At 58.8% G+C, this 23,895-nt stretch carries 25 protein-coding genes and 1 pseudogene; 7 read left to right on the forward strand and 19 right to left on the reverse strand.

Annotated features, from left to right (window positions below; genetic code table 11):
* Positions 1 to 62 precede the first annotated feature (62 nt).
* The 9 genes from CRO75_RS24385 to CRO75_RS24420 all read right to left on the reverse strand — a co-directional run bounded on the left by CRO75_RS24385 (position 63) and on the right by CRO75_RS24420 (position 6,645).
* Entirely contained in the window at positions 63 to 491 is a 429-nt protein-coding gene (locus CRO75_RS24385) for a hypothetical protein (RefSeq protein ID WP_097138749.1), read from the reverse strand.
* A complete protein-coding gene (locus CRO75_RS24390) occupies positions 488 to 904 on the reverse strand; it encodes a GPW/gp25 family protein (RefSeq protein ID WP_097138752.1) in 417 nt (138 codons plus the stop codon). Before CRO75_RS24390 ends, CRO75_RS24385 begins: the two co-directional genes overlap by 4 nt.
* A gap of 30 nt (positions 905 to 934) precedes the next feature.
* Positions 935 to 2,431, reverse strand: coding sequence for a phage baseplate assembly protein V (locus tag CRO75_RS24395; RefSeq protein WP_097138754.1), 1,497 nt, complete (start codon positions 2,429 to 2,431; stop codon positions 935 to 937).
* Complete coding sequence (locus tag CRO75_RS32660; RefSeq protein WP_143504047.1) at positions 2,431 to 3,147, reverse strand: hypothetical protein; 717 nt, start codon at positions 3,145 to 3,147, stop codon at positions 2,431 to 2,433. Before CRO75_RS32660 ends, CRO75_RS24395 begins: the two co-directional genes overlap by 1 nt.
* A complete protein-coding gene (locus CRO75_RS24400) occupies positions 3,135 to 3,314 on the reverse strand; it encodes a DUF5908 family protein (protein WP_097138755.1) in 180 nt (59 codons plus the stop codon). The genes CRO75_RS32660 and CRO75_RS24400 overlap by 13 nt, the downstream gene beginning before the upstream one ends.
* Entirely contained in the window at positions 3,311 to 3,772 is a 462-nt protein-coding gene (locus tag CRO75_RS24405; RefSeq protein WP_097138757.1) for a phage tail protein, read from the reverse strand. Before CRO75_RS24405 ends, CRO75_RS24400 begins: the two co-directional genes overlap by 4 nt.
* Positions 3,773 to 3,798: 26 nt before the next feature.
* Positions 3,799 to 4,992, reverse strand: a complete 1,194-nt coding sequence (locus CRO75_RS24410; RefSeq protein WP_097138759.1) for a phage tail sheath subtilisin-like domain-containing protein — start codon at positions 4,990 to 4,992, stop codon at positions 3,799 to 3,801.
* 67 nt (positions 4,993 to 5,059) lie between these two features.
* Positions 5,060 to 6,139, reverse strand: coding sequence for a phage tail sheath C-terminal domain-containing protein (locus CRO75_RS24415; RefSeq protein ID WP_097138761.1), 1,080 nt, complete (start codon positions 6,137 to 6,139; stop codon positions 5,060 to 5,062).
* A 56-nt stretch (positions 6,140 to 6,195) separates the two neighbouring features.
* Positions 6,196 to 6,645: a phage tail protein gene (locus tag CRO75_RS24420; RefSeq protein WP_097138763.1), complete on the reverse strand. Its 450-nt coding sequence runs from the start codon at positions 6,643 to 6,645 to the stop codon at positions 6,196 to 6,198.
* A gap of 331 nt (positions 6,646 to 6,976) precedes the next feature.
* Here CRO75_RS24420 and CRO75_RS24425 point away from each other — a divergent pair, with 331 nt between their 5' ends.
* The gene (locus CRO75_RS24425) at positions 6,977 to 8,101 is read left to right on the forward strand and encodes an IS630 family transposase (protein WP_239990635.1); all 1,125 of its coding nucleotides are present in this window, start codon (positions 6,977 to 6,979) and stop codon (positions 8,099 to 8,101) included.
* Positions 8,073 to 9,410 (forward strand): annotated as a pseudogene (locus CRO75_RS24430) (DUF1254 domain-containing protein). The gene CRO75_RS24425 and the pseudogene CRO75_RS24430 overlap by 29 nt, the downstream one beginning before the upstream one ends.
* A 283-nt stretch (positions 9,411 to 9,693) precedes the next feature.
* On the opposite strand, the gene CRO75_RS24435 reads toward CRO75_RS24430, so the two are convergent.
* From CRO75_RS24435 to CRO75_RS24445, 3 genes are all read right to left on the reverse strand, one after another.
* Positions 9,694 to 10,479: a sulfite exporter TauE/SafE family protein gene (locus CRO75_RS24435; RefSeq protein WP_037004885.1), complete on the reverse strand. Its 786-nt coding sequence runs from the start codon at positions 10,477 to 10,479 to the stop codon at positions 9,694 to 9,696.
* 218 nt (positions 10,480 to 10,697) lie between these two features.
* A complete protein-coding gene (locus CRO75_RS24440; RefSeq protein ID WP_097138765.1) occupies positions 10,698 to 11,231 on the reverse strand; it encodes a DUF3087 family protein in 534 nt (177 codons plus the stop codon).
* Between the two features lie 222 nt (positions 11,232 to 11,453).
* Positions 11,454 to 12,224 (reverse strand): DUF533 domain-containing protein, encoded by a 771-nt coding sequence (locus tag CRO75_RS24445; RefSeq protein ID WP_097138767.1) that lies wholly within the window; start codon positions 12,222 to 12,224, stop codon positions 11,454 to 11,456.
* Between the two features lie 219 nt (positions 12,225 to 12,443).
* Here CRO75_RS24445 and CRO75_RS24450 point away from each other — a divergent pair, with 219 nt between their 5' ends.
* Together CRO75_RS24450 and CRO75_RS24455 are read left to right on the forward strand one after the other, a co-directional pair.
* On the forward strand, positions 12,444 to 13,574 hold the full coding sequence (locus CRO75_RS24450) for an HlyD family secretion protein (protein WP_097138769.1): 1,131 nt from the start codon (positions 12,444 to 12,446) through the stop codon (positions 13,572 to 13,574).
* A complete protein-coding gene (locus tag CRO75_RS24455; protein WP_097138771.1) occupies positions 13,571 to 15,163 on the forward strand; it encodes a DHA2 family efflux MFS transporter permease subunit in 1,593 nt (530 codons plus the stop codon). The genes CRO75_RS24450 and CRO75_RS24455 overlap by 4 nt, the downstream gene beginning before the upstream one ends.
* An 11-nt stretch (positions 15,164 to 15,174) precedes the next feature.
* Here CRO75_RS24455 and CRO75_RS24460 read toward each other — a convergent pair whose 3' ends face one another.
* The 5 genes from CRO75_RS24460 to CRO75_RS24480 all read right to left on the reverse strand — a co-directional run bounded on the left by CRO75_RS24460 (position 15,175) and on the right by CRO75_RS24480 (position 19,885).
* Positions 15,175 to 15,615 (reverse strand): carboxymuconolactone decarboxylase family protein, encoded by a 441-nt coding sequence (locus tag CRO75_RS24460; RefSeq protein ID WP_097138773.1) that lies wholly within the window; start codon positions 15,613 to 15,615, stop codon positions 15,175 to 15,177.
* Positions 15,616 to 15,820: 205 nt separating this feature from the next.
* Positions 15,821 to 17,260 carry a mechanosensitive ion channel family protein gene (locus tag CRO75_RS24465; protein ID WP_097138775.1) on the reverse strand — a complete coding sequence of 480 codons (1,440 nt, stop codon included), beginning with the start codon at positions 17,258 to 17,260 and terminating at the stop codon, positions 15,821 to 15,823.
* A gap of 295 nt (positions 17,261 to 17,555) precedes the next feature.
* Positions 17,556 to 18,182 (reverse strand): isochorismate family cysteine hydrolase YcaC, encoded by a 627-nt coding sequence (gene ycaC, locus CRO75_RS24470; protein WP_007927871.1) that lies wholly within the window; start codon positions 18,180 to 18,182, stop codon positions 17,556 to 17,558.
* Between the two features lie 56 nt (positions 18,183 to 18,238).
* Positions 18,239 to 18,922 carry an isochorismatase family protein gene (locus tag CRO75_RS24475; RefSeq protein ID WP_009044789.1) on the reverse strand — a complete coding sequence of 228 codons (684 nt, stop codon included), beginning with the start codon at positions 18,920 to 18,922 and terminating at the stop codon, positions 18,239 to 18,241.
* A 96-nt stretch (positions 18,923 to 19,018) separates the two neighbouring features.
* Entirely contained in the window at positions 19,019 to 19,885 is an 867-nt protein-coding gene (locus tag CRO75_RS24480) for a pirin family protein (protein ID WP_097138777.1), read from the reverse strand.
* Positions 19,886 to 19,993: 108 nt separating this feature from the next.
* Between CRO75_RS24480 and CRO75_RS24485 the strand changes: the two genes are divergently transcribed.
* From CRO75_RS24485 to dkgB, 3 genes are all read left to right on the forward strand, one after another.
* Positions 19,994 to 20,902 (forward strand): LysR family transcriptional regulator, encoded by a 909-nt coding sequence (locus CRO75_RS24485; protein ID WP_009044791.1) that lies wholly within the window; start codon positions 19,994 to 19,996, stop codon positions 20,900 to 20,902.
* Positions 20,903 to 21,026: 124 nt separating this feature from the next.
* The gene (locus CRO75_RS24490; protein ID WP_097138778.1) at positions 21,027 to 21,566 is read left to right on the forward strand and encodes a PaaI family thioesterase; all 540 of its coding nucleotides are present in this window, start codon (positions 21,027 to 21,029) and stop codon (positions 21,564 to 21,566) included.
* A gap of 225 nt (positions 21,567 to 21,791) precedes the next feature.
* Positions 21,792 to 22,595, forward strand: coding sequence for a 2,5-didehydrogluconate reductase DkgB (dkgB, locus tag CRO75_RS24495; protein WP_097138780.1), 804 nt, complete (start codon positions 21,792 to 21,794; stop codon positions 22,593 to 22,595).
* 4 nt (positions 22,596 to 22,599) lie between these two features.
* Here the strand turns inward: dkgB and CRO75_RS24500 are convergent, their stop codons facing one another.
* Both CRO75_RS24500 and CRO75_RS24505 read right to left on the reverse strand, forming a co-directional pair.
* Positions 22,600 to 23,079, reverse strand: a complete 480-nt coding sequence (locus tag CRO75_RS24500; RefSeq protein WP_097138831.1) for a hypothetical protein — start codon at positions 23,077 to 23,079, stop codon at positions 22,600 to 22,602.
* 362 nt (positions 23,080 to 23,441) lie between these two features.
* Positions 23,442 to 23,858 (reverse strand): hypothetical protein, encoded by a 417-nt coding sequence (locus CRO75_RS24505; RefSeq protein ID WP_097138782.1) that lies wholly within the window; start codon positions 23,856 to 23,858, stop codon positions 23,442 to 23,444.
* Positions 23,859 to 23,895: the final 37 nt, after the last annotated feature.

The raw sequence follows: 23,895 nt of genomic DNA on the forward strand, positions 1-23,895 counted from the left end.
ATTCACCAGGTTAAAACTCAATCTGTCTGGACTGGCTACTCAACAGTCGTTCGTTCGACATATCAAGGACTACCTGCTGTGGCAAAATCCTGTGCTGTACCAAACTCTCCTTTTCCTTGGCTCGGAGCTTTTGAATCAACTGTTAATGGTGGACCAGGTAACGAAGCAGGAGAGTCGGGTGTAAAAAGAGCATCGAATTTTGAGCCCTTCGTTATCAATGCGGCACCATTTGTACAGTTCGAAGCTTGCTGGTCGCTATTTAACCTGCTGATGGTCACTGTACCCGTCCCCATAGTTGTATAAATCGAGGTAGTATACGTAGCCTTAAGCTCAACCTTTTCCTCATCACCCACGATGCACACCTTCTTATTGGCGACAGTCACGTCTCCACTTCCTGAGATAACAGCCGGTTCTATGATCGTGACCTGGCGATCGCCAAACATAGATTCAAACGTTAGCTCATCGCCATTGACCACAATTGGTGACATCATATAAATAAACTCCTGCCATTACCGATATCCAACTGAGTGGTGAGCTTTTGCGAGACATCGCTGCCTCGCAAGCGATAAACCACCTGCACGAGCAATGTGCTGAGGGCATTGGGAGAGTGATCAATAGTAATTGACGTCACCTCGGCTCGGGGTTCACAGGTGAGAACACTATCATAAATCTGTGACTCTATTTCTGCTGTCAGTCCCGCATTAATATTAGCGAACATAAGTTTATTCAAGTCACATCCGTAGTCCTGCCGCATAATGCGCTCACCCGGCAGCGTACTGAATAGAATAATCAAGCTCTGCTGGACATCCTCCGAGCCGGAGACCATCGCGACCCCCTTGCCCGGAGAAAATACAGGAGGAAATGCCCAACCACGTCCATATACTTTCTCCAGGGTATCGTTCATGACATCCTCCACGGCACTCAACTTCAAGTACTACTTGGTGGTCAATTTAATTTCGTCGGCTGCTACTTCCACGCCTGCCTTCGCATTGAGCAGCGCGGACTCCGACTCTGTATCAAACTGAATTTGCATTCTTCTATTGTTAAAGGCGATACCTTTTAGATTGTTCTCTTTGTTAGCTTTGACTAGCGGTTCGTTTATCGGGTTGTACACGGAGCCGATGATGGCAGGAAAACAGGGGTCATCATTAAAAAAGCCTACCACCACTTCATCTCCTTCATTGGGATAAAAATTAAACCCACCATCGCCGCTGGCATATGGCATAGCCAATCGAGCCCATACGATATTATTGTCATCCCCCAACGCCGGTAACGAAACACGCACCCGGTTCAGGCCATACGGGTCATCCTGAAACTCAGCAACTACACCTACTTGCAAGCCTCTTACGGTAGGAAGAGGTGTCATTGCACTGCTCCCCCCTTTCATTCCAAGAGAGATGACTGTCTTCCATGATTCTTTATCAACAGTGTGGGACACCGCCGTAATAATTCCGGAACCGTCAAACCCCTTGCCAAAATTCGACAGCGCCAATGTTTGCCCGAGCTTATAGCCCGTCGAACCACGCACCTGAAACTCCCCTAGAACTCCCGCGTCTTGCAAATGTTGTAAGGTGCTCTGAGCCAGGCCATTCAGTTTTTCCTGTGTCACTGAAGTGCTGCTGCCGATCACCCAGGTTGCCTTGCTTAGCGGTTTCTGCGACGCTGGATTCAATGCGTCTTTACCCAGATTTTCCGGTGTTGCCATAGCAACAATGATATCTTGATTTGCAATATCCCACGCTGACAGCCATAACTCCTCCGGCTGGTAACGGTCGTCAAAGCTCCAATTCGCCTCAAAAATCGATGCTTTACCGGTATCAGAATCGAACTGACGGTTTGCTTCGTTATCTAACGTGTGATCTGGCGCTCCACCTAATGTAGGCATCACGATTCGGACTTCTTCAAAGTCGGGTAAAAGCCACGCCGCGCTCTCATCAACTAACCGGCGCACATACAACCAATTAGAGCAACAATATTGTACAAGCTGTTCTTGTTTAGTGTTCATTTCTGCCTGGTTGACGCACTTCAAGCCCTGCTCATCCAAAAGGGTGTTGATAATATTTTTGGCGCTTTCATCACTGAATACCCTGGAAGCACACGTACTATCCAATAGTGCCAAACGGTGTTTAATAACCAGCTCTAACCGGGCACTGGTTTCAAGCAGCTTTAGACTTTGCTCAACGACAACCCCATCAAACAACCGTTCCGATTGACCTCCCCTCTCAATGTCAATAGTAATATCATTACCCGGCTTGCACAGGGCAACCTCTTCATCACAGTGACTCAATGTTTTCAATGCGTTCCCTTCTACCGAAAGCAGAAGCGTCGCCGCAGGAATGGTATTTACCCGCTGAGCCGTCGAGAGCCATATAGGCTGTAATGTCGTTAATTCCCTGGCATCAGCCCCAGCTACTATCTTAAGAGTAGGCATCAGCTTTGCTCTCCACTTTGAGCGGGCGCCACCAAAGTCTCCCCAGGTTTGGTATCATCTAAATTATCGAGATCGTTACTCCACGCCAAGTCAAGGTAGTTAATCCCGCCGACTAGAAAAGTGCTGGCAGTAGCTGCCATCAGTGCTAAATTTGTTGGGCCGGCAGGGACGGAGATTACTAGCCCCGGGGGAGACAACAGATTTTGTTCTGCCTCTTGTTTTCCAATACTTTCATCGGCCTTTATCGTCAAACTTGCGGTAGCGTGTAACGGGGTTCCGTCGCGGTCAAACAAACTATAGTGAAAAGACAATGCTGTCATACGCCCTGCAAAGTAGCCATTGCGCGCCCAACGCATATTACCCCATTGAACCTTCAAGAACCGAGGTTCTCCACGACTTGGATCGACGGTATAGCAAAGTTGGCGTAGTGCAGTGAGTTGATTTTCAATCGATGCACCACCTTTGCCCATGCGATCATCGTAAACAAGATCCAGCGCCAAGTCGCCGGGCTCGGTTTTAGTATAGTTATTACTCAGCACGGTATCGTTTATAAAATCTTCTGAACTGTATGTCGTCGCGTAGCTTAACTGCAGGGAATCCGGATTGAACCTCGCCCGTATCATTCCGACTTCTTTCGTCAAATCCCGGTCAGAATAGGCAGTAATCGTCAGCTTAGTCAGTGCCTGGTTATATAGAGTTGGAGTCACCGCATCCACCCCTCTTCTTCGCGCAGTTTATCGATTACCCGTTTCGTAACCATTTCAATCATGCGGGCCTCATCGACTTTCTCTTTAGCGATGCTGCGAACCGGTATAATTGACTTCTCCATATTGGAGGTTACTACTTTGGCCTGGATCACCAGCTCTCTGATTTCTATGGTCATGCTTTAATCCCTCTCCAACGCATATTCTGATATTTCAACTCCAACGTATTGACCATGATACTGTTGGCACTGGCGTCCAGATTTGCAGTTTGCCAACGCACCGGTAACGCGTTGCTTATGGTCCAGCTACACACCGGCATTCCCAGATGATTCAATAGTAAGATGACGACATCGACGTACACCAGAAGCTGGCCCTGCATGACCTGATCGAACACTACCGTCAACGGAGTAACCGTCATTACGCCCCGTTCCAGTATTAAGGAGCCATGGTTGATCTTGTTCGCAAAGTAAGTGTTCCGTATGTTCTCCCCACCCTCGCTATGTTGCGTCACACTCAGTTCACGCGTCAGCCCCGAGATACTCTGAAAGGCTATATCCAATGGGCTGGGAAAGAGCCCATCAAAAATGAAAGTCGTTATAAAACGCGAAGTTGGCATCGGCTCAAATAGTAGGTCCATAGCACCCTCTCTTACACTAGATATTCCTACATGCTTCTATCGGTGGACATATCAAACTGCAAGCTGAGCTCGATAAACTCCGCGGGATATAGAGGGGCAAGCCGTATGTGCATTATCATGATGCCGGCACGAACATCCTCCTCGGTCATCGTTTCATCAAGTCCCAATTTAACACTAAACGCCTGTTCTTCTTCAGCGCCGAACAGGCCTCCTTCTACCCATAGCATATTTAGCCAGTTGGATACCTGCCCTTTCACTTTGTACCAGGTTATTTCGCTATTGTTTTCGAATACAAACATCCTGGCTAAACGGCTTGCGTTACTCTCAATGTATGAGAGTAAACGCCGAACCTGGACGTAGCGTGAAGGTGAATTGGCTTCCGCTGAGAGCGTTCGACAACCCCATACACGTACCCCTCTTCCAGGAAAACTACGGATAAGATTGAATGACGCATTGCCATTGACCAGTTTGTCATTGACCCATAGGTAGGACTGCGTCGTGTCTATAACTTTGGAAAGTACTACATTCGCAGGTGCTGTCCATACACCCGCGGAATTGTCCACCCGCTCAATCGCTGCGGCCACAGCAGCCGACGGCGGTACGACGACAGGTCGACCATCTTCGTAATACTCACTCACCAGCCGGGGCCAATAGGCGGCCCCCCATTCACGGTGCATTCCAGTGAATGTGCTTACGCAGTTGACTGCGCTATCTGGGGCATCGGGGGTCTCCAGCAGGGCGAACAAACCGCTTCGGCATTGGCACAAATTCAACAATAGCTGCCAAGCCTCTTGCCACAAAGACAGCGCACCGTCAGGCAGTAAAACCATATCGGGAAACGTAATTAAAGTAATTGCTGGTTGACCCGCAATTGCCGTGCCGATACGCGGATCGCCCAGTGCGACCAGGAGCTGCGCTCCATTCATATTCAGGGCTGTGTCGTAGGTGCCCAAGGACAACACAAATCCGCCACTACCGTCATTATCAAAGTAATGCTTTATGGCGTAATAAAGAACACCCACGTTGGAAGCTTCATTGACGACGTGAGGTGCCCCGCCAAAAAACTCCTGGTATTCGGTAAAATCATCGATTGGCTGCAAGGTATAGGCTGCACCTTTTTCCGTATAACCGATAAATATAGGAACGGCGCTGCGTGTTTCAGTACGTGGGGCAGAGAGATTTTTTACGGTGACTACAACACCCGGCTGATTGTTTGCCATGATGCAATCCTATACCGCGTTAAATTAAGTGGCGCCTAGGTACGGCGCCATCTAATCAGCACCGCCTTTATTGAACCATGTCTTGAGTGAATTGCAGGATGATAAATTCCGCAGGGCGCACAGCAGCCATACCTACCTTGATAATCATCTTTCCTAGATCAATGTCTGTCTGAGTCATCGTAATATCTTTGCCTACCTGCACGAAGTAAGCTTCTTCGGCCCGATTGCCTGCCAATGCTCCTTGTTGCCAAAGAGCGTAAAGGTAGTTTTCAATTGAGCCACGGGCTTCCGCCCATGTCGGCTGGCTATTGGGTTCGAACATGGCTGATTTCATTGCCATTCTTATATCGCGCTCCGCACTATCGAACAGTCGACGCACCGGGATATAACACCAAAGCTCGTCGTCCTTGCGTGTCCTGGCGCCCCAGACAGTAGTGCCCCCCTTGTTGAATACCCGAATCATGTTGATTGCGTCGCCTTTGGTATATTGACCTTGTAAATCATCGGTCACCGGAAATTGGGGCAAAACACCTCCGTTCAAGGTGACATTTGCCGGCGCCTTCCAGACTCCCCTCGTCAGGTCAACCCGGCAATAAACACCTGCCATAGCCGCGCTGGGTGGAATTGGCTTCCGGGCCCAGCTAGCGAGCAACCATGGATAGTAGATTGCCGCGTATTCTGTTGATAATGTGGATACGGGATCATCCCCCTCTATGAGGCTGAGATCCTCATCTGGGCCATCCACAATAGCAAACAGGCATTTTCCCGTGCCACACAACTGACTCACAGCGCCCTCAATATTTTGACCGGCTGATACTAGCGTCGTAACGTCAATCAACTTCGGTACTTCCGCAATCAACTGAGCTTTCGGCACCAGAAAACAGTAACCACCGCCATTTTCAAAGTAGGTTCTCATCGAAATGTCCAGAATGTCTTCCGGATCAAACGGCACAGGCACCTCGCTACTGGAGGGGACTTTTTTATTCAGGTAGTCCATCCAGGACGATATGCGAGTGGTTTTTTTGAAGAACGGGTTAGTATCGACGACAGCAAATACTGGGACAGATGTCGCGCTTGACGACACTGACATCGACACACCGTTTAGCTCTTCGATGTACACTCCGGGATAAGATACGGCGACTGGCATGATACTTCCTCACCAAAAAGGTAAATTTCAAAATTCAGAAATGAAGTTTATGCATATCAATACACCTGATACGTCACTCGGTCGGCCGTCAGAGTAAGCTCCTGAATAGAAACTTCATTACTATTAGCATCCAGTGCCGGCGATGACAACGCGGTTGGAAATGCATTGGCCACGTTAAAGGAGCACAGATACTCGTCTCCTTGTTCGTTGGTCAGGCTAATCATGATGTCTTTTTTTACAACCTTGTTTAAAGAGATTGTACTGATCCAGTCGTACAATCCATTCGACCCGCGAAATAAGCCTTTACGCAAGGTTATGGTCACTTTCTCTCTGAGCCCCGGCATTTTAAAATAGTTGCCGATACCATCGCGGTATTCCATCTCCCCATATTTTATGTCCAGCCCAGTCACATTGCTAAAGGGGATTTTCTCATCATCAATGGCAACCACAAAACGGTAGGAGGGTATGGGATATTCAAAGTCAATTTGCTCAGGGGTAAGAGACATGACCGGCTTCCTCAATACTATTGATAAGCACAAGACTTCCACATTGCTGTGGCGTTCGGTTCACAACGCTTTGTAATACTTTTTTATTTTATTGCGTGTCGTTTGTTATTTTTTTGGTGTCTTAAGCTGGATCCAATAATTACTCCTGCACCGGTATTGGGTGAAATATCTTTTTGGCACAATCAATACAGCGATTGGTTATATAGACAACGTTGAGTTTTGATCAAAAAAGCAACACTCCACAAATCCGTCCAAAGGAAGCTTCCGTATTGACCACGGTCTACCGGCGCTATTGGGTAATCATCTTGCTCGCCTGCAATTGGTTATGTGCATGCCTCGGCCGACTGCTCCTTTCGCACTACAACCCTCCGACCTCATCATGCTTCAAGGTTGGTTGCGCATGAGTACCTTGGAGCAGAATCTTGGCCAGTGGGCGCGGATATTGCTCCTGCTCGCAGATGGGCCAACGCCCACGGCCATCTGTGAGCAGCTACAGATCACCCGCCCTACGATATTCAAGTGGCGAAAACGCTACTTGGAATTAGGTATCGAGGGCCTGAGCGACCTGCCGCGTAGCGGTCAGCCTCTGAAGTGGGGGGCTGAAAAAATCAACGAAACTCTGACCCTGACAACGCAGCGAGTTCCCAAGGAGGCCACTCACTGGAGCGTCCGGCTGATGGCCAAGTACGCACGCGTCACCACCTGGCAAGTTCGACAGATCTGGGCCGCGTCCGATCTCAAATCCCACCGTCTGAAGACGTTCAAGATCAGTAACGACCCGCATTTCACCGAAAAGGTCATTGATGTGGTCGGGCTCTACCTTAATCCTCCAGATAATGCCCTGGTACTGTCGGTTGACGAGAAAACCCAGATCCAGGCGCTGGATCGCATCCAGCCAATGCTGCAACTGCGTCCCGGTCAGCTCGAGCGACGAACGCACGATTACAAACGCCATGGTACGGCGAGCCTATACGCGGCATTCGACATCATGACTGGCGAGGTCATCGGGCGGATCACTCAGCGGCACCGGGCCAAGGAGTTCCTCGATTCTCTCAGGCAGATTGAGCGCAGCACTCCTGCAGGGCTGGATCTGCACGTAATTCTGGATAACAGCTCGACCCACAAAACTGCCGCGATCAAGCTCTGGCTGGAAAAGCATCCACGTTTCAAGCTGCACTTCACACCGACCAGCGCATCTTGGCTGAACGCGGTAGAAGGCTGGTTTTCGCAACTGGAGAGACGGGCGCTCTATCGAGGTGTCTTCACGAGCGTTGCCGACCTGAAGGTGGCGATTCGGCAATTCATTACGGCTCACAATGAGCTTTCAACCAAGCCGTTCAAATGGAACAAAACGGCAGAGTCCATCATTAGTTCGGAAATCCATTACATCCACTTTGGCATTACTCGTTCTTTTCCCATTGTCGACGGTGCATGCCCAATCAGCGACTACTGCTGAACAAGCACGCGCCATCGGCATCGATGCTTACACCTATTTCTACCCGCTATTGTCCATGGACATCACACGTAAGCAGTTCACCAACATCGAACCTGGCAAGGAATTTGGTAAAGGCCCAATGAATATGTTCGTGAACGTGCCGGAATATCCGCCCGCCGATTTCAAGGGCGTAGTGCGCTCGAACTTCGACACGCTCTATTCCATTGCCTGGCTGGACCTGACCAAGGAAGCGCTGGTGATCTCCGCACCGGACACCGACGGGCGCTATTACCTCCTGCCGATGCTCGACATGTGGACGGATGTCTTTGCCTCGCCCGGCTGGCGGACAACCGGCACCGAGGCGGACAACTTCCTGGTGACCCCTCCCGGCTGGAGAGGAACCGTTCCGCAGGGCTTTACCCATTTGCCAGCACCGACGCCTTATGTCTGGATCATCGGTCGCACCAAGACCGATGGGGCTGCGGACTACCCGGCAGTGCATAAGATTCAGGCCGGCTACAAGGTGACACCGCTCTCGCGCTGGGGTAAAAATGCAGAGCCGGTGACGGTGCAGATCGACCCAAGCGTCGACATGAAGACACCGCCAAAGACTCAGATCGACTCTATGTCTGCGGCCAAGTACTTTGCCTATGCCGCCGAACTGCTCAAGCTACAACCGCCTCACAGCACCGACCAGCCAATCATCGCGCAAATGAAGTGGATTGGTATCGAGCCCGGCAAGAGCTTTGATATCGACAAGCTCGACCCGGCTGTAAAACAAGCGCTTGAGGCCGTGCCCGCCGAAGCTCAGGCACTCATGAATTGGGAGCTGGCGACACTCGCCCGAGTCGCCAACGGCTGGTCAATGAACACCGATACCATGGGTGTTTATGGCAACTACTACCTCAAGCGTGCCATCGTTTCGCAGCAAGGACTCGGCGCCAACCTCCCCGAGGATTCGATCTATCCGCTGAATCTCGCCGACGACACCGGCAAGCCCCTCGACGGGGCAAACAAGTACACGCTCCACTTCGACAAGGGTGCCACTCCACCGGTAAATGCTTTCTGGTCGATCACGCTCTACGATAGCGATGGCTTCTAGGTCGGGAATGCGCTCAATCGCTTTACCGTCAGTAGTTGGATGCCGTTCAAGACCAATGCAGATGGCTCTCTCGATCTATACTTCCAAAACGAGAGCCCCGGCAAAGACAAGGACGCCAACTGGCTGCCAGCGCCCAAGGGAGCGTTCAACCTGACCATGCGGCTGTATGGACCAAAGTCCGAAGCGCTCAATGGTAAATGGAACCCTCCTGCGGTTAAGCGGATGTAGAGGAAAGTGGCTCGCTCCGATCAATTGCGTACAAGCGCACATAGCGGGCGTACAACAGGGGCTCAGCCACTTCATTACTCGCCCCCTCCCCCTCTTGTGATCGCGGCGGGAGCCTCGCTCCTACTGAAGAAGTCCAAGCGCGGATGCCATCCAGGGAGCAATCCCATCCACAGTACTCGCTTCAGTTATGCGGGACGCCAGTGCTGGTCTAACAGGAAAGGCGCACCGCAAAAACACAAAAGCCTCCCGCAGGAGGCTCTTGGCTCGGCCCGCCAGCGCGGGGTCAGAACGCCAGCTTGTAGCCGATGGAAAACAGCATGAGCGCCAGGAACGGCCGCAGCAGTTCGTCCGAGACGCGGCCGGTCATGTGGCTGCCGAGCCAGATCCCCGGCAGCGAGCCCATCAGCAGAAAGCCCAGCAGTTGCCAGTCCATGTTGCCCATGCTCGCGTGCCCCAGGCCGGCGACCAGGGTCAGCGGCACGGCGTGGGCGATTTCAGTGCCGACCAGGCGCTTGGTGGCCAGGAAGGGGTAAAGGATGAACAGCGCCACGGTGCCCAGGGCGCCGGCGCCGATGGAGGTCAGGGCGACCATGGTGCCGAGGACCACGCCGGTGACCACCGTCAGGCCGTTGAGGCTGGAATCCTTCAGGTGGTAGTGATCGCCGGCGTGCTTCTGGGCAAAAGCCAGGAGCTTTTTCTTGAACAGGATCGCCAGGGCGGTGAGCAGCAGCACAAAACCCAAGGCCTGCTTGATCACGCTGTTCAGCGCTTGCGGGTCGGTGTGCAGGCTCTTGAGGAACCACAGGGTGGCCAGCACCGCGGGCACGCTGCCCAGGGTCAGCCAGCCGGTGATCTTCCAGTCGATGTTGCGGTTTTTCTGATGGACCAGCACACCACCGGACTTGGTGATGGCGGCGTATAGCAGGTCGGTGCCGACAGCGGTCGCCGGGTTGATACCAAACCACAACAGGATCGGGGTCATCAGCGAACCGCCTCCCACCCCCGTCATCCCTACGATGAAACCTACCAACAGGCCCGCGATTACAAAACCAAAATTACCCACATCCATCAATAAGCCCTACGCATCAACCGCGGCCAGGTAAAAAACTGGCGGCAGCATAGCGCTAATGCTTATGTCCATTTATATAAATAAAATCTAACGTTATAACTCTTTGCCTTTTTGCCATGTATTCAGCGCATATAACCCTTGGATTTCATGCGGCAGTCACATGGCGAAATGGGTGCGGAAGCGGCCAGGAAAACCTTGGAAGCCGCGCCCTGTTCAGCTCATTTTTTTACCGGAATCCGCTTCACCGCTTCGATCCAGTCCGGATTCAAGCGGTTCTGCTCGGTGTCCATGCCCAGCACTTCCATCCGCTCCTTGTGCCGGTCGATCTCATGCACCGCCTGGCTCAGCGCGCTGGAGTTGGCGTCCAGCTGGTGCATCTGGGTCAGGCCCAGGTGGTAGAAGCGCAGCAGTTTCATCGCTGTCGGGTCCTGGGCCTCGACGCCCGCGGTGACGTGGTGCATGACGTTGGTCACGCTCATCAGGCTGCGCTTGAGCTGCCAGCCGTAGACCGCCGCGGCCATCCACAGCTGCGACCAGAAACGCACGCGCATCAGCACCATGCTCAGCACCAGCCCGGCCAGCACGCCAGCGACATTGAGCTTGAAGTGATCGCCGCCCGGCGTGCCGAACAGCAGCACCGCGGCGCTGGACAGCAGCATGGCCAGGGACAGGAAAATCAGGGCAATGAACAAGGTACTGCGGCGGGTCTGCTGGCGAAAAAGCTCGGGGTTCTGCGGCTGGATCTCGAACATGGCGACGGTGCGCTCGCATGATGGACAGGCCGGCATTATCACCCTGCCCGCACTGGGAGATGGCGAATAAATCCACGCTGCGACAATCCACCTCGGCCACCGGGGCGCGCCGTCGGAGCCAAGCAGAAATTGGGAGGGATGCGGATCGAGCCTGCCGGGCGTCGAATGGCACGTCCGACGCGGACAAATGGACCGGCCCCTGGCGGAGCCGGTCCTCGTGGCTCAGGCCACCTGGCCCTTGGCCTGTTGCTCCAGGTGCAGTTGCAGCTCGGGGTCGATCCGCAGCGCCGCCGCCAGCTCGTCCAGGTAAGCGCGCTCGGCGTCCTGCTGATCGTCCACCAGCATCACGCTGGCCAGGTACATTTCCGCCGCCATGCCCGGCTCGCCCGCGGCCGACTGGGCCACGTCGGCGGCGTCCAGGGGACGCGCGACTTCGTCGTCGAGCCATTGCTGCAATTGCGGGTCATCGGTATGACGGCCGATCTCGGCGCTGATCAGTTGTTTTTCCTGTTCGTCGATACGGCCATCGGCCTTGGCCGCGGCGATCAGGGCGCGGAGGATGGCATGGCTGTGTTCTTCGGCTTCCGGGCCGGCCAGCTGGTCGACGGTACGCAACGCCTGTTGCGGCGCCGCCGATTGTTGCTGTTGTTGCCAGGCCTGGTAAGCCTGGAACGCCATCATCCCCAGGGAGGCCAGCGCCGCGTAGTTCATGCCACCGCCGGAGCGGCCCTGAGGGGGTCCGCCGGAAGTCGCGCCGCCAGAGATCGCGCCGCCCAGGCCGGAACCACCCAACAGGCCGCCCAGCAGACCACCCAGGCCGCCAGCGCCCAGGCCTCCCGCGGCACCGCCACCGCTGTTACCGCCCAACAGGCCGCCGAGCAAGCCACCCAGGCCTCCCAGCCCGCCCTGCGGTGCCGAGGCCCCGCCACCCTGCTGCGTCATCGAGGCCTGGCCGGCGCGCAGCAACTGTTCAAGCAAATCACTGGTGTTCATCGCATCGCTCTCTTCAGGCAGTTATTCAGATTGCCAACAATAGTCTTCGCCACGGCTTGCGCCAACTGCTTCCGCTTGGGCCCTACCCCGCCTCGCCAAACGCCCACGTCATCCGCCACCCCCCAGGTCGCACCTGACGATCGGTACAAAGATTGAGTTGCAATAAAATATTACAAATATCATATTTCAACCGTAATATTCCCCCTCCAGGAACTTGTCATGACCAGCCTGCCCGCCATCGACCCTGTCACTGTCGCCACCCACCCGGCCCCGGTCAGGCCTCCTTTGCTCAAGCGCCTGCTACTTGCCACTCTGGCGCTGGTGGCCCTGGCGGCGCTGGTGTTCTACAGCCTGCATTGGTGGACCAGCGGGCGTTTTATCGAACAGACCGACGACGCTTATATAGGCGGCGACGTGACAGTGATCGGACCCAAGGTGTCCGGCTACATCGAGCAGGTGCTGGTCAGCGACAACCAGCGGGTCAAGGCCGGCGACCTGCTGATCCGCCTCGACTCGCGGGATTACCGCGCCAGCCTGGCCAAGGCCAAAGGCGCGGTGGCCGCCGAGGAAGCGCTGCTGGCCAACCTGAACGCCACCGAACAGTTGCAGCACGCGGTAATCAGCCAGGCTCGCGCCGGGATCGACGCCACCGCCGCGGAAATGACCCGCTCGCGCGACGACAATGCCCGCTACAAACGCCTGGTGGGCAGCTCGGCGGTGTCGGTGGAAAGCGCGCAACGGGCCGAGGCCGGCTTCAAGACCGCCCAGGCCCTCAACACCCGGGCCCAGGCTGAACTGCTGGCGACCCAGCGCCAGCTGCAAGTGATCGCCACCCAGAAACTGCAAGCCAAGGCAGCCTTGCTCCAGGCCCGCGCCGAGCGCGACCTGGCGCAACTGAACCTGGGCTACACGGAAATCCGCGCGCCCATGGACGGGGTGATCGGCAACCGTCGGGCGCGCAATGGCGCCTACACCCAGGCCGGCGCGCAACTGCTGTCGCTGGTGCCGGCCAGCGGCCTGTGGGTGGACGCCAACTTCAAGGAAGACCAGCTGCAACACATGAGCCCGGGCCAGCGCGTAGTGATCCGCGCCGACGTGCTGCCCGGCCGGGAATTCCACGGCCACCTCGACAGCCTGGCCCCGGCCACCGGCGCGCAGTTCAGCGTGCTGCCACCGGAGAACGCCACCGGCAACTTCACCAAGATCGTCCAGCGGGTGCCGGTGCGGGTGATCCTCGATCCGCAGGACGCGGTGCTCGGCCAGTTGCGCCCCGGCCTGTCGGTGACGGCCGCGGTCAACACCCGCAGCGAACCGGCGGCGCCTGAACCCGCCGTGGCCAGCGCGCCATGAGCCGCGCCCTCGCCGCCTCGGCCCAGCCCCTGAATCCGGCCAACATGGCCACGGCGACCAAGGTCTTCGCCTTCGCCACTATGTGCATGGGCATGTTCATCGCCCTGCTGGATATCCAGATCGTCTCGGCCTCGTTGCGCGATATCGGCGGCGGGCTGTCGGCCGGCACCGATGAAACCGCCTGGGTGCAGACCAGCTACCTGATCGCCGAAATCATCGTCATCCCGCTGTCGGGCTGGCTGTCGCGGGTGTTCTCCACACGCTGGCTGTTCTGCGCCTCGGCGGTCGGCTTCACCCTGGCCAGCCTGCTGTGCGGCGTGGCCTGGAACATCCAGAGCATGATCGTGTTCCGCGCCCTGCAAGGGTTTCTCGGCGGCTCGATGATCCCCCTGGTGTTCACCACCGCGTTCTTTTTCTTCACCGGCAAGCAGCGGGTGATCGCCGCGGCGACCATCGGTGCGGTGGCGTCCCTGGCGCCGACCCTGGGCCCGGTGATCGGCGGCTGGATCACCGAAGTGTCGAGCTGGCACTGGTTGTTCTACATCAACCTGCTGCCGGGGATTTTCGTCGCCGTGGCGGTGCCCATGCTGGTGCGGATCGACCAGCCGGAACTGGCGCTGCTCAAGGGCGCCGACTACCTGAGCATGCTGCTGCTCGCGCTGTTTCTCGGCTGCCTGGAGTACACCCTGGAAGAAGGCCCGCGCTGGAACTGGTTCAGCGACAGCACCATCCTCACCACCGCCTGGATTTGCGGATTGGCCGGGCTGGCCTTTATCGGCCGCACCCTGCGCGTGGCCAACCCGATCGTCGACCTGCGCGCCCTGAAGGAGCGCAATTTCGCCCTCGGCTGTTTCTTCTCCTTCGTCACCGGCATCGGCCTGTTCGCCACCATCTACCTGACGCCGCTGTTTCTCGGCCGGGTGCGTGGCTACAGCGCGCTGGATATCGGCATGGCGGTGTTTTCCACCGGGGTGTTCCAGGTGCTGGCGATCCCGCTGTATGCGTTTCTCGCCAACCGCATCGACCTGCGCTGGATCATGATGGTGGGCCTGGGGTTGTTCGCCTTGTCGATGTGGGATTTCAGCCCCATCACCCATGACTGGGGGGCCAGGGAACTGCTGCTGCCGCAAGCCTTGCGCGGCATCGCCCAGCAGCTGGCGGTGCCACCGGCGGTGACCCTGACCCTGGGCGGGCTGGCGCCGGCGCGGCTCAAGCATGCCTCGGGGCTGTTCAACCTGATGCGCAACCTCGGCGGCGCCATCGGCATCGCTGCCTGCGCGACCATTCTCAACGACCGCACCAACCTGCACTTCACCCGCCTGGCCGAACACCTCAACAGCAGCAACGAAGCGCTCAACCAATGGTTGGCCCGGGTCGGCGGCAACTTCGCGGCGCTGGGCCAGAGCGGTGACGAAGGCGTCAGCGCCAGCCTGCGCCAGCTCTGGCAACTGACCTACCGCGAAGCGCAGACGCAAACCTACGGCGACGCGTTCCTGATGATCATGGTGTGTTTCATCATCGCCACGGCCATGGTGCCCCTGATGCGCAAGGTCACCCCGCCGTCGGCGCCGTCAGCCGACGGCCATTGAGCCTGGGAGAATCACGCCTGGGGCATTTTGCGGAAACCCACCGCCAGGCGGTTCCAGCTGTTGATGGTGGCGATGGCCAGGCTCAGGTCGACCTGCTCGCTGGGGCTGAACTGGCTGCTCAGCAGCTCGTAGTCGGCATCCGGGGCGTGGGTTTCGCTGACCCGGGTCAGCGACTCGGTCCAGGCCAGGGCGGCCCGTTCGCGGTCGGTGAAGAACGGCGCTTCGCGCCAGACCGAGACCGCGTACAGGCGGCGCTCGGTTTCCCCGCTCTTGCGCGCGTCGGCGGTGTGCATGTCGACGCAGAAGGCGCAGCCGTTGATCTGCGAGGCGCGCAGCTTCACCAGCTCGACCAGCGACTTTTCCAGGGGCAGTTTCGAGACAGCGGTTTCCAGCGCGATCATGGCTTTGAGGGCGTCCGGCGAAGCGGTGTAGAAGTCGATACGCGGTTGCATGGTGTGGCTCCAGGTCCAGTGAATGTGGCGCTACGTTAAGCCCCGGCCCGGTCCCTACCAATAACCAATTGCGCCTAAGACCAGGTGACCAATGCCTCCGGTCTTCTGTGGGAGCGGCCGCTCGACGCTCGATTGCTCTGGCGTCCGGTGGCCGCTACGCGGATCGCGCACAAACTGCGCGCCCGCAGGGGCCGTGCATGGACGCTCAGGCGCGCCAGCGCAGCCACTGCATAAAGCCTTTTTTCACCGCCGGCCGCGGGGTTTCCTGGGTCAGGGTCTGGGCGATGTGCTGGCGGAAATCCAGGAGGTTTTTCATCGCGTCGCTGATGTCGCGCCGCGCATCCAGGCACGGCTTGAGGTATTCGTTTTCGATGCGGTACAGGGTGCAGAAGGTCTTGGCCGAGAAGTCCGCCGCGGTCGCCTGATCGGCAACCCCCGCCTCGCCTATCACTTCGCCCGGCCCCATGCGCCCGGCCTCGAAAGGCTTGCCATCGCGGATCAGGCTGACCGAGACCACCCCCGACTCGATGATCAGCAGGTGATCGCTGACCTCGCCCGCCGGCAGGATGGTCTCGCCGGCGCGGAAGGTCTGCAGGGTCATGTTCTGGCTGAAGGTTTCCTTCTCTTCCTGGCGCAGGGTGGAGAAGATGCTCGAGCTGTCCAGCAGCGCCCGCGGGCGCGACAGCTGGGCCGCCATGCTGCTTTCACCGCTGGACAGCAGGCTGACGCCGGACGCCTGCAAGTGCCGGAAGGCCAGGTCGAACAGCTGGTTGCGCACTTCGCGCTTCTGCCCCATGGAGGCCACGAAACCGCTGATCTCGTACTCCACCCCGGCATTGCCCGAGCTTTTCAGGGCCACGCTGGGGGCCGGCTTGGGGAGCAGGAAACGGCAACCGAGCATGGCCCGCTCCAGCGCCTCGATCACCGTTTGCGGCCGCGCATGGGGGCTGACCTGGAGGCTGATGGAAAGCCCGTGCATATCGGCGGGACGGCTGAAGTTGATGATCTTGGCCTTGGCCGCCAGGGAATTGGGGATCACCGCCATGCTGCCCTGGGAGGTCTGCAGCCGGGTGGCGCGCCAGTCGATGTCGGTGACCCGGCCTTCGGTGCCGTCGATGGAGATCCAGTCATCGAGCTGATACGGCTTGGTGGTGTTCAGCACGATGCCGGAGAACACGTCGCTGAGGGTGCTTTGCAGCGCCAGGCCGACAATGATCGCCACCGCGCCGGAGGTGGCCAGCACGCCCTTGACCGGCAGCTCCAGCACATAGGCCATGGCGGCGATGATGGCGATCAGGAAAATCACCGCCCCCATCAAGTCCTGCAACAGCCGCCCGGTATGCCCGACCCGCTGCATCATCAGAGTGCCGAGCAACACCGTCAGGGTCCGCGCGCCGAACAGCCACCAACCGATCTGCAACCCGGTGGCGGCCAGGTGCAGCGGCACGTCCTCCGGCCAGGGCGCCGCCTGCATCGGGTTCAGGCCCTGGTTGAACAGCAGCACGCTGTACAGGGTGAAGATCAGCACCCGCACCAGCAGCTTCCAGTAACCGCCCCGCGCGCCGATCAGGCGCCACAGCAGCATGTCCAGCAGGATCAGGACCAGCGCGGCGAACAGCGGGTGGTCGGCGAACAGGTTCGGCATCAAGCAACTCCAGCACAGTCAGAGGCGCGACAATCTCACACAAGCGACCTTGCAGGTATAGCCGGAGAAACAAAAACAGGGGCCTCATGGGAGGCCCCTGCCTGCAACGATGTCGCTCACTCTGTAGCCGCTGCCGAGCCCGCGAGGCTGCGATCGACCCCGCAAGGGGCGCGGGATCTTGAGATCGCTTAAGGACCTTCGGTCCTATCGCAGCCTGCGGCAGCGGCTACAGGGAATGGCGACACCTCCGATAGCCCGGTCGTGCTCACTGCCTTGTGTAGCCGCCGCTGGCAGGTCACTTGCCCTGGGTCAGGGTGGTGTAGCTGGTGATCAGGTTGCGGTAGTCCGGGATGTGGTTGGAGAACAAGGTGCCCAGGCCCTCGATGTCGTTGCGCCAGTCGCGATGCAGCTCGCAGGCCAGGCCGAACCAGGTCATCAACTGGGCGCCGGCGGTGGACATGCGGTTCCACGCCGAATCGCGAGTCAGGGCGTTGAAGGTGCCGGAGGCGTCGGTGACCACGAACACCTCGAAGCCTTCTTCCAGGGCCGACAGCGCCGGGAAGGCCACGCAAACCTCGGTCACCACGCCGGCGATGATCAACTGCTTCTTTCCGGTGGCCTTGATCGCCTTGACGAAGTCTTCGTTGTCCCAAGCGTTGATCTGACCGGGCCGGGCAATGTACGGCGCGTCCGGGAACAGCGCCTTGAGCTCGGGTACCAGCGGGCCGTTGGGACCGGTTTCGAAGCTGGTGGTGAGGATGGTCGGCAGCTTGAAGTACTTGGCCAGGTCGGCCAGGGCCAGCACGTTGTTCTTGAACTTGTCCGGGTCGATGTCGCGCACCAGGGACAGCAGGCCGGCCTGGTGATCCACCAGCAGCACGGCGGCGTTGTCTTTGTCGAGACGCTTGTAGGCAGTAGTCATGGGGTAGTCCTCGCTTCTTGTCGATACCGACTGGACGTCGGCGTGGGGGTGCAGGTTCAGCGCTGGGAGTCCAGCACTTCGTGCTCGTTCGCCACTTGCTGGGCCTTGAGGTAGCTCTCGATCAGCAACTGGTAATGCGGCATGGCCTGGGCGTAGACCGCGGCCCACTGCTCGGCGTCCGGGCGGTTCCACGAACCCTGCAGCTCGGAAAGCGTGGCCATGATGTCGATCGGCACCACCCCGGCCTGGGCCAGGCGGGCGATGGTCAGGTCAGTGGCCAGCCGCGAATGGTTGCCCGAGGCATCGACCACCGCGAACACCTTGTAGCCTTCATGCACCGCGGCGATCGACGGAAACGCCAGGCAGACGCTGGTCAGGGTGCCGGCGATCACCAGGGTTTTCTTGCCGGTGGCTTCTACCGCCGCCCGGAACTCGGGATTGTCCCAGGCGTTGATCTCGCCTTTGCGCGCCACGTACCGGGCATGAGGCGCCTCCTGGTGGATTTCCGGGATCAGCGGGCCGTTGGGGCCCTGGGGCACCGAGGCGGTGGTGATCACCGGCATCTTCAGCAAAGTCGCGGCTTTCGCCAGGGCGATGGCATTGGCCCGCAGTTGCGGCACGTCCATATCCTTGACGATCTGGAACAGCCCGCTCTGGTGGTCGATCAGCAGCATCGCCGCGTCGTTGGGGTCGATGGTCGGCTTGGCGCCATTGAAGTTGGCAGCATTGAAGTTGTTCATGTGCAGTTCCTCTTTCGTCTAGGGCATTTATTGAAGGCAACAGCCATCCCTGGCCCTGAAACCGGCCGACACGTCCTGTGCAAGTCGTAGGCGGGGTCAGCCAGGCATCTGGCCGAAACGACCGGACTGGAAGTCGACGAAGGCCTGGTGGATCTCGGCCTCGCTGTTCATCACGAACGGACCATGGCCGACGATGGGCTCGTCGATCGGTTCGCCGCTGAGCAGCAGCACCACCGCGTCGTTGTTGGCTTCCAGGCTGAGCTGGTCGCCGTCGCGCTCGAACAGCACCAGCTGGCCTTCGCGCACCCGTTCCTGGCCATTGACCTGGAGCGTGCCGCGCAGCAGCACCAGGGCGGTGTTGCGCCCCTCGTGCAGGTCGAGGGTCAGGGGCTTGCCGGCATTCAGGCGGATGTCCCAGACGTCGATCGGGGTGAAGGTCCGGGCCGGGCCCTTGACGCCGTCGTACTCGCCGGCGATCAAGCGCAGGGTGCCGGCCTTGTCCTTCAGGGCGATGGCCGGAATGTCACCATCGAGAATCGTCTGATAACCAGGTGCGGCCATCTTGTCCCGCGCCGGCAGGTTGACCCACAGCTGGACCATGTCCAGGGTGCCGCCGGACCGGGCGAACGCTGCGGAGTGGAATTCCTCATGGAGAATCCCCGAGGCCGCGGTCATCCATTGCACGTCGCCAGGGCCGATCTTGCCGCCGCTGCCGGTGGAGTCGCGGTGCTCCACCTCGCCCTTGTAGACGATGGTCACGGTTTCGAAGCCGCGATGGGGATGCTGGCCCACGCCGCGTCGTCCCTGGGTCGGGGTGAATTCAGCCGGGCCGGCGTGGTCGAGCAGCAGGAACGGGCTGATGTGCTTGCCCAGGTTGTCGTAGGAAAACAGCGTGCGCACCGGGAAGCCGTCGCCCACCCAATGGGCCCGTGGGCTGGTGTAGATACCGATGATGTTTTTCATGCGGGTGCCTCCGAAATGGGTGAGTTATTTCGTTGGATACACCTTAAAACCCATACCTTTGATGCACTAGACTGCAAAAATCGCTCTTAGCGTTCTATTTGGAGAACGATGGTGGAAGACCTCAATACCCTCTACTACTTCACCCAGGTCGTCGAACACCGTGGTTTCGCCGCCGCCGGACGCGCCCTGGACATGCCCAAGTCCAAGCTCAGCCGACGCATTGCCCAGCTCGAGGAACGCCTCGGTGTGCGCCTGATTCACCGCACCAGCCGCCACTGTTCGCTCACCGAGATCGGCCATGAGTACTACCAGCGTTGCCTGGCCATGCGCGTGGAAGCGGAAAGCGCCGCGGAAGTCATTGAGCGCAACCGTTCCGAGCCCCAGGGCCTGGTGCGCATCAGTTGCCCGACCGCGCTGCTCAACTCCTGGGTCGGGCCGATGCTGACCCGCTACATGCTCAAGTACCCGCTGGTGGAGCTGTTCATCGAGAGCACCAACCGCCGGGTCGACCTGATCCACGAAGGTTTCGACATCGCCCTGCGGGTGCGCTTCCCGCCATTGGAAAGCAGCGACCTGGTGATGAAGGTGCTGGGCAACAGCACCCAGTGCCTGGTCGGCCACCCGGACTTTCTCGCGCGCCTGTCGAGCCCCGCCTCGCCCGCCGACCTCAGCGGCCTGCCGAGCCTGCATTGGGGCGCGGCGCAACGCGAATACCAGTGGGAGCTGTTCGGCCCCGACGAGACGCTCGCGCAGATTCGCCACAAGCCGCGGATGGTCACCGACGACCTGATTGCCCTGCGCCAGGCGGCACTGGCGGGAATCGGCATCGTCCACCTGCCCAGCGTGGTGGTGCGCGACGATGTGGCCGCCGGGCGCCTGGTGCAACTGGTACCGGACTGGGCGCCCAAGTGCGGGATCGTCCATGCGATCTTCCCGTCGCGCCGTGGCCTGCTGCCGTCGGTGCGCACGCTGATCGACTTTCTCGGCGAGGAGTTCAGCCGCAGCGATATGACCTGAGAATGCGCGCAAGGTGAAGCCTGGCCGAATCTTCCGACCTGTGGCGTTTTTGACACTGGCCGAAATAATATTTCGAACATAATATTTTCCTCGTCATCTTGTTCCGCCCAATGAGGAAACGCCCATGCAAAGCCCATCCCGCGAGGCCACCCTGGCCCAGTGGATCGCCCAGGAACAGGCCATGCGCGCGCGCCTGGCCGCTCCGGGCAGCCTGTCCCTGGCCGAGGTCAGCGCCCTCTCCCCCACCGAGTTCTTCGACGGTATCGGCAACGGCGAATTGCCCTCGCCGCCCATCGGCACGCTGCTGGACTTCATCCCCATCGAATGGTCCGCCGGACACTTCGTATTCCAGGGCACCCCGGATGCCCGCCATTACAACCCACTGGGCAGCGTGCACGGCGGTTATGCCGCGACCCTGCTGGACTCCTGCATGGGTTGTGCGATCCACACCCGCCTGAACAAGGGCCAGGGCTACACCACCCTGGACCTGCGCATCAGCTATGTACGGGCCCTGACCGGTAGCAGCGGGCCGATCCGCGCCGAAGGCAAGATCGTCCACCTGGGCCGCTCCACCGCCCTGGCGGAAGGGCGGATCTACGACGTCGATGGCCGCCTGTACGCCACCGGCTCCACCACCTGCATGATTCTTGAAGCGCGTGGCTGAACTCGCCTCTGCGTCTATAGAAGCGGGCTCCTTCGCGAAAAAACTACGGCTTGCGCTCACCGGTGGCCGGGAGGACGTCTCGCGAGCAAGCTCGCTCCTACCAGGGATCGTGCCTGCCCGCGCATTCGTGATTCGCGGTAAAGATTGCTTTGCCTGTCCGGCGGTTTTTCTCAAGGATGCGGACCAGGATACTCGTGGCCTTTCCACTGCCATCTGGAGTCATCCATGTCTGTACCTGCTTTCGGCCTCGGCACCTTTCGCCTGCAAGGCCAGGTGGTCATCGACTCGGTCAGCACCGCGCTCGAGCTGGGCTACCGGGCGATCGACACCGCACAGATCTACGAGAACGAAGCCGAGGTCGGCCAGGCCATCGCCGACAGCGGCATCCCCCGCGACGAGCTGTTTGTCACCAGCAAGATCTGGGTCGCCAATTTCGCCCGCGGCAAGCTGATCCCCAGTCTCAAGGACAGCCTGCGCAAGCTGCGGACCGACTACCTGGACCTGACCCTGATCCACTGGCCGTCACCGGACAACCAGGTGCCGGTCGAAGAGTTCATGGCGGCGCTGCTGGAGGCCAGGCAACTGGGTTTGACCCGGCAGATCGGTGTTTCCAACTTCACCATCGACCTGATGCGGCAGGCCATCGCCGCGGTCGGTGCCGAGCACATCGCCACTAACCAGATCGAACTGCATCCCTACCTGCAGAACCGCAAGGTCGTGGCGTTCGCGCAAAGCCAGGGGATTCACATCACCTCGTACATGACGCTGGCCTACGGTGAAGTGCTCAAGGACCCGGTCGTCCAGCAGATCGCCCAGCAGCATCGGGCGACACCGGCCCAAGTGACCCTGGCCTGGGCCATGCAATCGGGTCATGCGGTGATTCCCTCCTCGACCCGGCGCGCGAACCTGGAAAGCAACCTCAAGGCCTGTGCCCTGAGCCTGGGCGAGGCAGACATGCAACGCATCGCCAGTCTGGAGCGCGGTCATCGTCTGACCAGCCCCGCCGGCATTGCACCGGCGTGGGACTGAGGCCTTAACGCACCACGGCATTCAACCGAATGCCATCGGGGGCGATCTCTTCCTCATTGGAACTGCTGGGAAACTTTCCGGCCGCCGGGATCTTGCTCCGGTGGCCGGTGTCGATGGCCGCCATCAAACGGTTGATGGTCTCATGGTCCGGCAGCGGCAGGCTGCTGATATACAGCTTGCGCTGCGGACCGAGTGGAATCGAAGGCACGCCGAGAAGCTCGGAGTCATAGACCAGCACATGACGGATCTGCGGGTTATCCATGCAGAACGCCACGATATCGAGCCGGGCCTGCAACCCCAGCGAAGCGTTGATGATCAGCAGGTCCATTGGCTCACTGCCATATTCCACGACGTTCAACACCTCGACGAGTCGATACATCGGTGCAATCCGGTAATAGCCCAGCTGGTTCAGCACCCGCTCGATCTTCATTCGATGAAAATGCTGTTCATCGGCGATCAGGATTCGTAACGTTTTATTCGGCATTTGTTCGCGACCATGAAAAAAGTCTGAGATGACAGGCTCCAAGCCCATGAACAAAGGCTAGGGGAACGGCCGAGTCTTTTCTGTAAGGGATTTCTGAAAAGCCCTACTCCACATTACTAAAATGCGGCTTTCCCCTATTTTTTAGCCCGAAATGCTCGTTTCCCTGGGATATCCGCCCGCATCGGCGGCACACATCGGGTATCGATGGGCGGCCTTGGCCCCTGCTTTTTGTCCGCTCCGGATGGCGCCAAAAGACCCGTCCGGCCCCGGCAACAGCAAACCGCTGGCCAGGTGGCGGTTTCCACCTCCAGCAGCACGACACAAGCCCTGTTCCCAGCAACTGCGGGGGGCTATTCCAGTGTTCAGAAGGTTCGGTCTTTGCCCGAGGAGGGAGGATTGATATGGGCAATGAAACGCTGGAGGATCTCCTGCGTGGCGCCCTGCACCCAGAGAATCTCCTGTAGCGCAGAGGCGCCGAGGACCACCGGCAATGCCTGTTCGGTACGACCGCCATAGATCATGGCATGGCGGATCTGCGGGTTGCCCTGGCAGAACGCGCCGGCGTCCACCCCGGCGGCGAACGCCAGCTCGCCGCTGAGCAGCAACAGGTCGAAGTTCTCGAAGGGCTCGCAGGAATAGTGAGTCAGGGTCACCAGTTCGCGGAAAGACTCCACCGCCGCGATGCGGAAATACCCCAGGCCATTCAACAAACGCTGGATGCGCCCACACTGCTCCCGGGACGCATCGGCAATCAGTATTCTCAAGCGTTTGTTGGGCATCGGCGTGGCAACTATCGGTTGAACACAGAGGCCCGAC

Source organism: Pseudomonas sp. LAMO17WK12:I10 (assembly GCF_900215185.1).
Classification (GTDB): Bacteria; Pseudomonadota; Gammaproteobacteria; order Pseudomonadales; family Pseudomonadaceae; genus Aquipseudomonas; species Aquipseudomonas chlororaphis.